General features: G+C 58.2%; 10 protein-coding genes. 9 read left to right on the plus strand and 1 reads right to left on the minus strand.

Translation table 11 applies throughout. The features are described from left to right. The first annotated feature begins 101 nt into the window (after positions 1-101). The 6 genes from J4E00_RS25900 to trmB all read left to right on the plus strand — a co-directional run bounded on the left by J4E00_RS25900 (position 102) and on the right by trmB (position 5,688). A complete protein-coding gene (locus J4E00_RS25900) occupies positions 102-1,301 on the plus strand; it encodes an SPOR domain-containing protein (protein ID WP_208178252.1) in 1,200 nt (399 codons plus the stop codon). A gap of 8 nt (positions 1,302-1,309) precedes the next feature. After that, positions 1,310-2,005 carry a MotA/TolQ/ExbB proton channel family protein gene (locus J4E00_RS25905; RefSeq protein WP_208178253.1) on the plus strand — a complete coding sequence of 232 codons (696 nt, stop codon included), beginning with the start codon at positions 1,310-1,312 and terminating at the stop codon, positions 2,003-2,005. 112 nt (positions 2,006-2,117) lie between these two features. Then, a complete protein-coding gene (locus J4E00_RS25910) occupies positions 2,118-2,537 on the plus strand; it encodes an ExbD/TolR family protein (RefSeq protein WP_208178254.1) in 420 nt (139 codons plus the stop codon). 82 nt (positions 2,538-2,619) lie between these two features. After that, positions 2,620-3,504: a hypothetical protein gene (locus J4E00_RS25915; protein ID WP_208178255.1), complete on the plus strand. Its 885-nt coding sequence runs from the start codon at positions 2,620-2,622 to the stop codon at positions 3,502-3,504. A gap of 117 nt (positions 3,505-3,621) precedes the next feature. After that, positions 3,622-4,932 carry a bifunctional folylpolyglutamate synthase/dihydrofolate synthase gene (locus J4E00_RS25920; protein WP_208178256.1) on the plus strand — a complete coding sequence of 437 codons (1,311 nt, stop codon included), beginning with the start codon at positions 3,622-3,624 and terminating at the stop codon, positions 4,930-4,932. A gap of 90 nt (positions 4,933-5,022) precedes the next feature. Further along, positions 5,023-5,688 carry a tRNA (guanosine(46)-N7)-methyltransferase TrmB gene (gene trmB, locus J4E00_RS25925; protein ID WP_208178257.1) on the plus strand — a complete coding sequence of 222 codons (666 nt, stop codon included), beginning with the start codon at positions 5,023-5,025 and terminating at the stop codon, positions 5,686-5,688. A gap of 74 nt (positions 5,689-5,762) precedes the next feature. Here the strand turns inward: trmB and J4E00_RS25930 are convergent, their stop codons facing one another. Next, the gene (locus J4E00_RS25930; RefSeq protein ID WP_208178258.1) at positions 5,763-6,356 is read right to left on the minus strand and encodes a hypothetical protein; all 594 of its coding nucleotides are present in this window, start codon (positions 6,354-6,356) and stop codon (positions 5,763-5,765) included. Between the two features lie 172 nt (positions 6,357-6,528). Here J4E00_RS25930 and rpe point away from each other — a divergent pair, with 172 nt between their 5' ends. From rpe to nirB, 3 genes are all read left to right on the plus strand, one after another. Beyond that, the gene (rpe, locus tag J4E00_RS25935) at positions 6,529-7,239 is read left to right on the plus strand and encodes a ribulose-phosphate 3-epimerase (RefSeq protein ID WP_208178259.1); all 711 of its coding nucleotides are present in this window, start codon (positions 6,529-6,531) and stop codon (positions 7,237-7,239) included. Positions 7,240-7,267: 28 nt separating this feature from the next. Continuing rightward, positions 7,268-9,877, plus strand: coding sequence for a TonB-dependent receptor plug domain-containing protein (locus J4E00_RS25940; protein WP_317196673.1), 2,610 nt, complete (start codon positions 7,268-7,270; stop codon positions 9,875-9,877). Positions 9,878-10,236: 359 nt separating this feature from the next. After that, positions 10,237-12,741: a nitrite reductase large subunit NirB gene (nirB, locus tag J4E00_RS25945; protein WP_208178260.1), complete on the plus strand. Its 2,505-nt coding sequence runs from the start codon at positions 10,237-10,239 to the stop codon at positions 12,739-12,741. Positions 12,742-12,893: the final 152 nt, after the last annotated feature.

Genomic DNA, 12,893 nt, shown 5'->3' on the forward strand with positions numbered 1-12,893 from the left:
TGAAGGTTAAGCGTTGAACAAATTTTGTGATAAAGGTGGCCAAGTTAGCTACTTACCTTTTGACTCGATATTCAACACTTGACCCTTAAAACTCCCACTGAATGCACCTTGCTGACCACATCCGTCCCTTGCTCCGTGACCACGACTGCGTGATTATTCCGGATTTTGGGGGACTTGTGGCCGATGTGTCGTCCGCACGCGCCCAGCCCGGACGGCAAGCCCTGAGCCCACCAACCAAATTAGTGGCCTTTAATCAGGCGCTGACCCGCAACGACGGCCTGCTGGTTGACGCTCTGAGTCAGCACACCGGTTTGCCCATTGCCCAAGCCCGCGAAGCCGTGCGTACCGCCGTGGCTAACCTGCAGCAGGAACTCGACGAAACCAACCGCACGGAGCTGCCCGGCATCGGTATTTTTCGCCGCGCAGCCGGCCGTGGGCTGGCTTTCGAATACACCGGGACCGATAACCTCTTGGCCTCCGCCTTTGGCCTTCCCGAGCTCGCCGCTCGTCCCGTGCGGGCCAATGATAACCGACCTACGCGCATCCAACCGGCCCTTCGTGGTGCTGCCACCCGCCGCACGCGTCTGGCCCGCTTGCTGCCGGGGGGAGTCATTGCCATGGCTGTGGGCTTGTTGCTGCTGGCCAACTATCAGATAGCACGCAATGTGGGCTACCTGCCTACCAACTGGCAGGCACCCAAGTGGGAGTGGCCCTCCCAGAGTGCGGCACCCGCCGGCTTGGTTACCGAGCCGCAGCAAGCCACGCTCGCCCAACACGATTTCACCCCCCGAAGCATGGCTACTGAAGGCATGACGCCAGTCGAAGAAGCCGCCTCAACACCCACAGTCGCCAGCCTGGAGTCGCAGCCCACTACTGCGTCACTTCCGGAAACAGCTCCTGGCCCGGCACCCGCTCCGGTTGCTGTCACCAGCCCGGCACCGGAGAAAACTGCTCCGATTGCTGCCGAAATACCCAAGACAACTGAAACCATCACGCCCACTGCTCCCGTAGCTGTGACTGCTCCGGCTGAGGCTTCGGTCGCTGCCAACTCCGTTACAATTAAAGCTCGGACTGGCCGTTACTACGTCATCGCGGGAGCATACAGCAGCTTGAAGAGTGCCGAAATCGGCCGCAAAACCCTGATTCAATCCGGGCACCAGTCCCATATTATTCTGCCACCCTATGGCAGCCGCCTGTTCCGCCTCACGGCTGCTGATTTTTCCGATGAGACTTCGGCGAAGCGGGAAGCCCAGCGTCTGCGTGCAAGCACCCGGAGCGACTATAATACTTTGAAATTCTAACCGTCCGCATGTCCGTATTCCTTTTGCAAGCACCTGTTGCCGCAGTCGATACCGTAAATACTGCTCTCTCCGCGGCTCCCGTTGCCGACACCAGTGTCCCCGTTATCGACCTGCTGCTGCGCGGCGGTTTAATCATGATACCGCTGGTGTTGCTTTCCCTCGTTTCGGTCTACATCATTCTCGAACGGTATTTCACCATCCGCAAAGCCGCCGGTAATCCCGACGCTTTTATGGCCAGCATTCGCTCCCTCATGGTGAAAGGTGACCTGGCCGGCGCCAAGCTGCTGTGTGCCCAAACAGCCTCGCCGCTGGCCCGCATGGTGGAGAAAGGCCTGCGCCGCATCGGCCTGCCGCTGAAAGAAATTGAAACCAGCGTAGAGAACGTGGGCAAGATTGAAATTGCCCGCCTCGAAAAGAACATCAGCATCTTGGGCATCATCGCCGGTGTGGCCCCCATGATTGGTTTCGTAGGTACCATCATCGGGGTAATCAAGATTTTCTACTCCATTGCCGCCACCAAGGAATTTGGTATCCCGCAGGTGGCCGATGGCTTGTATGTGAAGCTGGTAACCTCGGCTACGGGCCTGATTGTCGGCATCATCGCCCACATCGGTTACCACTGGTTGAGCATCCTTGTAGAGCGTATGGTGTTCCGCATGGAGAACTCTGCCATCGAGTTCATGGACATTCTCCAAGACAACTAAATTTAGCCGTTAGCTGGAAGCTATTAGCTGTTTGCTTTCGTGATAATTCGATTGCAGGAGAAAGCGATAGCAGGAACTAATGGCTAATAGCTAACAGCTAATAGCTCAAAGAATGAATCTTTCCCGCCGTCATCGCCTCACGTCGCACGTCGAGACTGGAGCCATGAACGACATCATGTTCTTCCTGATGTTGTTCTTTCTGATTGCCTCCACGCTGGTTAATCCCAACGTTATTAAGCTCTTGCTGCCGAATGCTAAATCAAGCAAGCAAGTGATGAAGCAGCCCATCACCATTTCGGTTGATGCAGCCGGGCAGTACTTCGTTAATAAAAAGCAGGTCAATCCGGCAGATGTTGAATCTTCGCTGGTAGCCCTTGTTGGCACGGCCCCCACGGCAGAGCAGCCCACCGTAGTGCTACGCGTCGATGCTTCATTGAACGTTCAAAAGCTAGTTGACATTCTGGAAATAGGCAACCGCCTTAAATTGAAAATGGTGATGGCCACCGCAGCCCAACAAGCCGCCGGGAAATAATGAGGAACGAAGAGTGAGTAATGGCCTTCTTCGCTTCTCATGCGTAATTCTTCATTCCTGACGCTTCATTCCTCATTGAAAAATGGCTATTGATTATCCCGAACCGCACCGCCGCGAGGCGCTGATTGGCACCCTGGTTGTCCATGGGGTACTGTTGCTGCTGTTCATTTTCATGGTGTTCAAGGGGCCCAATCCGCCGCTGGCTCCGCTCGGCGGGGGCGATGGGGTGGAATTGAACTACGGTCTCGACCCGGCTGGCTCGGGCGATATCCAGAGCATGGCCCCGGCCAATGCCTCGCAAAACCGCGAAGACAGCCGCCCGCCCAAAGCCAGCACCGAACCCGCTCCGCGCCCAGTTGCCGAAGCAACCCCGACACCTACGCCGCCCTCGCAGGAGAAAATTATTACCAGCGACGCTGAAGAAAGCCCAGTATCTGAAGCCAAAGTAGAAACACCTGCGCCCGCTCGGGAAGAAGTGAAAGTGGCCCCCAAGCCCAAGCGCCAGGTAGCCGTAGCTTTCTCGCCCAATGGCAGCGCCACCGGCGGGGGCAACGGTGTAAATGGCACCAGCAATACGCCGACTGGCAACAACAATGGCGACCGGCCCGGCACCGTGGGCGACCAAGGCGACCCCAACGGCTCACTCGATGCCAAAGCGTTGTACGGCAGCCCCGGCCGGGGTGGTTCTGGTAGCAGCCCGGGCAGTGGCGGACTGGAAATGGCCGGCTGGCGCTTCGACCGGCAACCGGTAGTAGAAGCCATTGACGATAATCCGGGCACGGTTCGCTTCAAGATTAAAATCTCGGCCGATGGTGAGGTTGAATCTGTGACGAAGGTTTCCGGCAACGTGTCGGCGGCCCAGGAAAAGCTCTGCCGTGACAAGCTGTTGAACGCGGATTTCGTTAAAACCAACGTTGCGGTGGGAGGTGCCACTGGCTTCTACACCTTTAAGATTGTAGTCCGTTAATCCTTCTGATTATCAGTTCAAGCCCCGTGGTCTGTTGTGCAGGCCACGGGGCTTTTGGCTGTTATTAAGTCTGCTGGCCGTTAATTTGTGGCTTGCTAACCCTATTCACACTAACCCGTGAGCTATCAAGAAACGCTGACTTACCTGTACGAGCAGCTGCCCATGTTTCAACGGGTGGGCGCGGCGGGCTTCAAAAAAGGTTTGGGAAACACGCTGATGCTGGCCGAAGCGCTGGGCAACCCGGAACAGAAATTTCGGAGCGTGCACGTAGCCGGCACCAATGGCAAGGGGAGTAGCTCGCACCTGCTGGCAGCGGTGTTGCAGGCGGCGGGCTACAAAGTGGGCCTCTACACCTCGCCCCACCTGCGCGAATTCACTGAGCGCATCCGGGTGAATGGACAGGAGCTACCGGCCGGGTACTTAGTTGAATGGGTGGAGCGCTGGCGGCCTCTGTTTGAGCAGGTGCAGCCGTCGTTCTTTGAAATGTGTGTAGCGCTAGCCTTTGCCTACTTTGCTGAGCAGCGTGTGGACATCGCCATCATTGAAGTGGGCCTCGGTGGCCGTTTCGATTCCACAAACATCATTACACCGCTGGTTTCGCTTATCACCAATATCAGCTTCGACCACCAGGCGCTGTTAGGCAATACGTTGCCCGAAATAGCGGCGGAAAAAGCGGGAATCATCAAATCCGGCGTGCCGGTGGTGGTGAGCCAGACCCAACCGGAAGTGGCCGACGTGTTTCGGCGTGAAGCAACCGCCAAGCTCGCGCACCTGGTTTTTGCTGATGAGGTTTATCAGGCCACTTTCTCCGCCGAAGCCTCGTCCGAAACCGGGTTGCGCCCCCTGACCATCACCCAGCACGGCCGGCCCTACCTGGCCAATGCTGAACTGGGCCTGCCCGGCGATTACCAACAGTTCAACATTCCTGGCGTACTGGCCACGCTGGATGAGTTGCGGGCCTTGGGCTTCCGTAGCACGGAAGCAGCTGTGCGTACCGGCTTGCGGCAGGTAACGCAACTGACGGGACTGCGTGGGCGCTGGAGCATTATCGGGCGCCGCCCATTGGTGGTGTGTGATACGGGCCACAACGCCGCCGGGTTGGGAATGGTGATGGAGCAGTTGCACCGCGTGCCGTATCGGCGTTTACATTTGGTTATCGGTACCGTCAATGATAAAGATGTGGCTTCCATGTTGGCCCTGTTGCCAGCAGAGGGCGTGTTTTACTTTTGTGCGGCCAATATTCCCCGCGCCCTGCCAGCTGCTGAGCTGGCACAGCAGGCGAGTGAACTAGGCTTAAAAGGCCAGGCATACGAATCGGTCGCGGCAGCCGTAGCGGCTGCTCGCGCCGCCGCCAGCCCCGAGGACGCTGTCTTTATTGGTGGCAGTACCTTTGTAGTGGCTGAAGTTGAAGAACTCTACTCCAATTAATTAAGAATAAAGAATGAGGAATAAAGAATTGGCAAGTGCGTCGTTCGACAATTCCTCATTTTTCACTCCTCATTCTCATTAAAAAAGCCTTTGTCCCGCGTTAAGCTTCAGCGTTTCAACGATAACGCCACCCGTCCTGACATTATTGAACCTGGCAAGCCCGAATATGAGCAGTTGGGTGGCCGCTGGCAGACTGATTTTTTTAAGGCTCCGTACCCATTGACCTTGGAAGTAGGCTGTGGCAAAGGCGAATACACCGTGGGCCTGGCCCAACGTCACCCCAACCGTAATTTCCTGGGGCTCGATATTAAGGGCGAGCGGATTTGGCGGGGGAGCACCCGGGCCGAAGCAATGGGCCTCACCAATGTGGGCTTCGTGCGGATGCGGGCCGAGGCGCTGGCCGCCCAATTTGACCCTGGTGAACTGGATGAAATCTGGATTACCTTTCCCGACCCGCGGCCCCGCGACCGCGACATTAAGCGCCGGCTCACTTCCCCGCGCTTCCTGGCGCTGTACGAACAATTGTTAACTCCCGGCGGCCTGCTCCATCTCAAAACCGACAACGAAGGTCTGTTTGAATACACGCTGGAAACGCTGGCTGCCCGGCCTGGTGCCGTGATTGAGCGCTTTACGCGGGACCTGTATTCGGAAACCGACTTGGCGTTTACCGAAGCGCAAGCCATTCAGACTAATTTCGAAGGCAAGTACCGGGCCGTGGGCGTGCCCATTAAGTACGTGCAGTTTCGGGTTAGCTAGTTAGCGTGAACTTTCCAATTTGCATCCCCGCATCGTTGGCAAGGCATGGGGGGCGGAATAGAAAGTTCGTGCTGCTAATTTTCCAATGCCTCGAATACAGCTTCGAGCTGGTCGAAATCCCGCAGGCCCGGCTTCACTTCATCACCCGAAGGTAATGACAGGCCGGCCGGCTGCACGGCCTCAACCATGGCCAACGCCCGCTCAGGGTTGAGGCCGGGGCCGAGCCAGAGCGGCTTTTGGCTGCTGAGCTCACGTAGCGTTTCGAGGGTTTCAATGGTCGTGATTTCGGGTAGTTCTATTACCAGGCCAACAAGGGAGTCGGGTAATGGCTGAACTGATTGTGCATCCTCGGAGGCAAGCTCGAGGTAGACGGGTGGCGCAATGTGGGCCAGTTCAATAGCGCTGCGGAAGGAGTGGAGTAGCACCGCATCGAGGCCGCATTCGGCAGCTATTCCGTTTATCTCATGGGCGCTAAGCTGGTCAAATTCACCTATTAGTTCAACTCCGGCAATCCAGCCGGCCAGCTCTTTCACGGTCTTGGTGTCGAGGTGACCTGGCAGGGCGGGGTCGAGTACGAAGGTGAGTTTTTCGGCACCCATGCCGGCGCAGTAGCGGGCATCGGAGAGGTTGTTGATACCGCGAATGAGAAGGGGAACGAGGTGGGGCACGCTGCTATTTCAATTAATAATGAGCAATCAGGAATGAGCAATTGGCGGCCATGCCGCTCAATTCCGTAGCCCACGCCGCGAGGATTCTATGCGCGGGCCGGGCACAAAAGTAGAGCCGAAGCTTCGGCCCGGCTGCGTTTGGGTAGGGCGCGGCGGCTGTATCTTCGTCGCCATGAATTCAACCCGCCGCGCCCCTCTGCTGGCCCCGTCGTTTCTGGCCGCTGATTTGGCCAACCTACAAGCCGAAACCGAACGCCTAGCTAACAGCGCCGCCGACTGGCTGCACTTTGATGTGATGGACGGCCGCTTCGTGCCCAATATCTCGTTCGGGCTGCCCGTGCTGCAAGCGGTGGCCCGCTACGCCAAGCAGCCCATCGACGTGCATTTGATGATTGAAGAGCCCCAGAATTACCTGGCCGCTTTCCGCGATGCCGGGGCCAGCAGCATTACGGTGCACTACGAGGCCTGCCCGCACCTGCACCGGGTAGTGCAGCAAATCAAGCAGCTGGGTCTTCGGGCCGGAGTGGCACTGAACCCGGCCACACCCGTGTCGCTGCTCGAAGACATTGCCGCCGACCTCGACGTGGTGCTGGTGATGTCGGTAAACCCTGGTTTTGGGGGCCAGGCTTTTATTCCCAACACCCTCAAAAAAGTGGCCATGCTGAAAGAACTGTTGCTCGACACCGGTTCGGACGCCCTGATTGAAGTGGACGGCGGCGTGAACATGAGCAATGTCGGCCCGCTGGTAGAAGCCGGGGCCGACGTGTTGGTGGCCGGTAATTTCGTGTTCAGCGCGCCGGAAGGCCCGGTAGCCACGCTGGCTGCTATGCGCGACCACCTGGCCGGCCTGGAGCTGAGCCTTTCGCCCAGCCGGGCGCAATAACCGCACGGTTCATCCGTTTTTGAGCACTGTGAGAAAAACTGCTACTCCGCGTCGGCTGTCATTGAAAGTAACTACGAACAGCCGTCTGGCGGCTACAACGGTCTGGAGCTTCGCGGCACTGCTGCTGCTACCGGCGGCTGTCCAGGCGCAAACGCCCAATCCAGAGCCAGTGCAGGCGGCCCTTACCACGGTTGTAACCATCACCGGTACCCTGCGTGATGCCAGCGGACAGCCTCTCGAACTGGCCGCGGTGGCTGTGGAAGGCCAGCCGGGCGGCACCAATACGGCAGCCGACGGCACCTTTTCCTTATCGGTGCGGGTGCCGGCAACTGGTCAGCTGGCCGTGCTGGTGGTACGCCGGCTGGGCTACCTCACGCTTCGCCAGCCCCTGAAGCTGCCCGCCGATGCCAGCCGGCCGTTGCGCTTAAGCATGCGCCTGGATACCAAGGCCCTGAGCGGCGTGCGCGTGACCGGCCGTTCTGACCAGGCCGATACCAGGGAACAAGTTAGTATCACCCGCATCGACCCGCGCTCGGCCAAGGAATTGCCCTCGCCATTTGGCGATTTCAACGCCATTCTGAAGACGCTGCCCGGCGTGGTTTCCAACAATGAGTTGAGCAGCACCTACAACGTGCGCGGCGGCAACTATGATGAAAACCTAGTGTACGTCAACGGATTCGAGATTTATCGGCCGTTTCTAGTCAGTTCGGCGCAGCAGGAAGGACTGAGCTTCATCAACCCCGATTTGGTGAAGCAGATTGAGTTTAGCAGCGGCGGCTGGCAGCCCAAGTATGGCGACAAGCTGGCCTCGGTGCTGAGCGTGGATTATAAGACCCCAGAGAAATTCGCGGCTTCGTTCACCGCCAGCCTGGTGGGTGGCGCGGCCCATGCAGAAGCCCGCTCGGCCAATGGACGGGTGAGCTACCTGGCTGGCGTGCGCTACAAGAACGCGCAGTACGTACTTAGCTCACTAAAACAGCAGCAGGGGGGGTACAACCCGACATTTTACGATGGTCAGGCGTTCGTAACTATTGGCCTCGGCAAGAAGGAGGATATGCAGCGCACCACGCTGGGGCTGCTGGGTGTGGTGGCGCACAACGATTACCGCTTCTCGCCCGAAACCGGGCAATCCACGTTTTCAACCGGTACCAACCAGCTCACCCGCGTGTTCATTGCCTACGACGGCCGCGAGCGCATGCAGTACGATACCTACCAGGGTGGGCTGAACCTGAAGCATGACTTCTCCTCGAAGCTGCAAATGGAGCTGCTGGGCTCAGCCTTGGTGTCGCGGGAGTTTGAGTTGCGCGATGTGGAAGCGGCCTACACCTTCGCCGAAATCAACCGCGACCCAAGTTCGCCTGATTTCAACCAGGCCGTGCGGCAACGCGACATTGGCTCGCAATTCAAGCACTCGCGCAATTTTCTCACGGCCCGCATTTTTACGGCCGAAACCCGGGGCCGCTGGACGCCCAGCCTGAACCACACCGTGCGCTGGGGCGCAAAAATCGGCCGCGAAAAAATTACCGATACGCTCAACGAGTACAGCTTTGCCGACTCCGCCGATTTTGTGCCCGATGCCCGCCGCACCCGGCTGGTGTCGGATTTGAGCTTGGAAAGTACCCGTACGCAGGGCTTTTTGCAGGATACCTGGAGCCTCGATTCGCTGCGTACGCTCACCTACGGGGCCCGTGTTCACTACTGGAGCACAAATGGACAGTTGGTCATCAGCCCGCGTCTTCAGTATTCGCAAATCAGCCGCTCGCACCCCAACCGCTCGTTTAGGGCGGCCGTGGGTGTGTACTACCAGCCGCCGTTTTATCGGGAACTGCGCAACCAAGCCGGCGACCGCACCGACCCCACGCAGCCCCTTATCCAAACTGCTAACCTGAACCTGGAGCTTCGGGCCCAAAAGTCTTACCACTTTATTTTGGGGAAGGAAATCAACTTTGAGAAGTACGGCCGGCCCTTCAAGTTTTCGACGGAACTCTATTATAAGTACCTAACCGATGTTGTGCCGTACGACATCGACAACGTGCGGCTGCGCTATTTTGCCAAGAACAATGCCCGGGCCTACGCCGCCGGCTTCGATGCTCGGTTGAGTGGCGAGTTTGTGAAAGGGGCCGAATCGTGGTTTAGCCTCGGCGTACTCACTACCCAGGAAAACATTGCCGACGACTCTATGAACGTGGTCGATGCCAGCGGCAAAGTAACCGGCCGCGAGCCCAAGGGCTTTATCCGCCGTCCGCAAGACCAGCGGCTGAACGTGGGCGTGTTCTTTCAGGACCACCTGCCCAACAATCCTTCGGTGCGCGGCTACGTGAATCTGGTGTTTGGCACCGGCCTGCCGTTCAGCCCACCCAACGAACCCGATTTGCGCGGTACCGACGCCCTGACTGTCAGCTACAAGCGGGTTGATTTAGGCTTTTCCAAAGTCGTTGGCCTGAAAAACAATAACGCTCCCAAAGCTCATTTCTACAGCTTCGACAGCTTGTGGATTGGACTAGAAATCCTCAATGTATTGGCTGCCAACAATGTGGCTGGCTACAGCTACCTGCAGGATGTGAACGGTGTGACGTATTCTGTGCCCAGCTACCTCTCACAACGCATTGTCAACCTGCGCCTGATAGCCCGGTTTTAGCGGCGAGCAACATACCTTCTAATCTGTCTGAAAGCGGGCGGGTGGCAGTAGCCACTCGCCCGCTTTTTGTGCGTGTGAGTCATGGAAGGCGCTTTGCTTGTTGGTTCCAGGTATGGAATAACAAGCTGACTTTGTAAAATAGGGTATATGCTAATAAAATAAAGGTGATTATCGACAGATGACATTGCGATGAGAGGGGGTAGTGGCTATATTTGTTTGCATATGTTTAAAACACCCCATAGATTTATGGGGTATATTTTAAAATAGCCTTCTACGCCTTTGTCCCCAAAGGTCTTCCAAATCCCACCCATTCATCATAGTTCCTGCCTATTCAGTATTCCTAACTAATCCCGGTCAGTATGGTACCGCAGCACCTTCCCACCGTCGTTGTCATCGGCAATGGCATGGTTGGCTATAAGTTTTGCGAAAAGCTTCTTGCCAAATCCACGGCCTTTAATCTGATAGTCTTTGGAGAGGAGCCCCGCGTGGCCTACGACCGGGTGCATTTGAGCGAATACTTCGGCGGCAAAACGGCCGACGACCTGCTCATGGCCCCGCTGCAGTGGTACCACGACAACGGTATCACCTTGCACCTCGGCGATGCTGTGCAGGAAATAAACCGAGATGCCCGCACCGTACATGCCCACAGCGGCCTGGTACAGCCCTACGACTACTTGGTGCTCGCCACGGGCTCATCAGCCTTTGTACCAGATATTCCGGGTGTGGAGAAAGCGGGCGTGATGGTGTACCGCACCATTGAAGACCTGGAAAAAATAAAGGCTTATGCGGGTAGCGCCCACAGCGGAGCCGTTCTTGGTGGTGGCCTACTGGGCCTGGAGGCTGCCAAAGCGCTGCTCGATTTGGGTGTGGCCGAAACCCATGTGGTAGAGTTTGCCCCGCGGCTGATGCCCCGGCAGATTGACGATGCGGGCAGCCAGATGCTGCAAAGCAAGCTGAAAGCGCTGGGCCTGCAAATCCACTTAAACAAGGCCACCTCCAGTATCGGCGGCGAGGAAAAGATTGACGCGCTGCACTTCGGCAACGGCTCCATTCTGCCCGTCGACATGCTGGTGATTTCGGCCGGCATCCGGCCCCGCGACGAACTGGCCCGGTTGGCCGGCCTCGACGTGGGCCTGCGCGGCGGCATTGTGGTTAACGACGAGATGCGCACCAGCGACGCAAGCATCTTCGCTATTGGCGAGTGTGCCCTGCACGGCGGCATGATTTACGGCTTGGTAGCGCCGGGCTACGACATGGCCGAAGTAGTAGTGAGCCAGCTTACACAGGGCGCCCGCGCCTTTGGCGGCTACGACATGAGCAGCAAGCTCAAGCTGATTGGGGTGGACGTGGCCAGCTTCGGCGACCCCTTTATTGCTGTGCCGCACAGCCGCAGCATCGTGTTCGAAGATGCTCACAGCGGCGTGTACAAGCGCATTAACGTCAGCCCCGATGGCAAGTACCTGCTCGGTGGCGTGCTCATCGGCGACGCCGAAGCCTACAACATGCTGCTGCAAACCGTGAACAACAAGCTCGCCCTGCCACCGCACCCCGAGGACCTGATGCTGGGCGCCCGCGGCGGCGAGGCAGCCGAAGGCGCGGGCGTGATGAGCTTGCCCGACGAGGCCCTGGTGTGCTCCTGCGAAGCCGTGACCAAAGGTGCTATCTGCGCGGCCGTGACGGAGCAAAGCGTAACCACCGTAGACGCGATGAAGAAATGCAATAAGGCCGGCACCGGCTGCGGCGGTTGCGTCCCCCTGGTAAAGGACCTTATCAACGGCACGCTCACGGCCCAGGGCGCCTACATCAAAAACGTGCTGTGCGAGCATTTCGACTACTCGCGACAGGAGCTGTTCGACTTATTGAAAATCAACAACATTCGCACGTATGATGCGGCCCTCGACCACTTTGGCAAGGGTGACGGCTGCGAAACCTGCAAGCCGGCCCTGGGCAGCATTCTGGCGGGCCTCTGGAACGACCTGATTGTGAAGCAGCACACCATTCAGGACACCAACGACCGGTACCTGGCCAATATCCAGAAAGGCGGGAGCTACTCGGTGGTGCCGCGCATTGCGGGCGGCGAGGTGACGCCCGAGCAGCTGATGGTGATTGGGAGCGTGGCGAAGAAGTTCGGCCTCTACACCAAAATCACGGGTGGGCAGCGCATCGACATGTTTGGGGCCCACGTGGGCGACTTGCCCGATATCTGGGAGGAGCTGATTAACGCCGGGTTTGAGAGCGGGCATGCCTACGGCAAGTCGTTGCGCACCGTGAAAAGCTGCGTGGGCAGCACCTGGTGCCGGTTTGGCCTGCACGACAGTGTGTCGTTTGCCATCGAAATTGAAAACCGCTACAAGGGCATCCGCTCGCCCCACAAGCTGAAGGGCGGCGTGAGCGGCTGCGTGCGCGAGTGCGCCGAAGCGCAGGCCAAGGACTTCGGCATCATTGCCACCGAGAAAGGGTGGAACCTGTATGTGTGCGGCAACGGCGGCGCCAAACCCCAGCACGCCCAGCTGCTGGCCACCGACCTGGACAGCGCCACGCTGATTCAATACCTCGACCGGTTCCTGATGTTCTACATCAAAACCGCCGACCCCCTGGCCCGCACCGCCACCTGGCTCAACAAGATGGAGGGCGGCATGGCCTACCTCAAAAATGTCGTCGTCAACGACAGCCTCGGCATCGCGGCCGATTTAGAGGCCGAAATGGCGCTACTCATCAACACCTACCACTGCGAATGGCGCGAAGTGGTGGAGAATCCGGAGCTACGCAAGCAGTTCACCCACTTCGTGAACGTGCCCAGGGCGAAAGACCCGAACGTGGAGTTCGAGGAAATGCGCGGGCAGAAAAAGGTGAAAGCCTGGTAGGAAGCCGCGTGATGGTGCAGGGCTTCGCCCTGAGCCGACTATTCGAGGGCCTCTGGCCCGCATCGCCAGTACAATTCCAACGCACGTCGCTCGCACGTCGCAGGCCTGCCCATAACCGGCACGGGGCAGCACCCCGCGTCATCATTGCTACA

Origin of the sequence: Hymenobacter negativus, from assembly GCF_017571495.1 — a bacterium.
Lineage (GTDB): Bacteria > Bacteroidota > Bacteroidia > Cytophagales > Hymenobacteraceae > Hymenobacter > Hymenobacter negativus.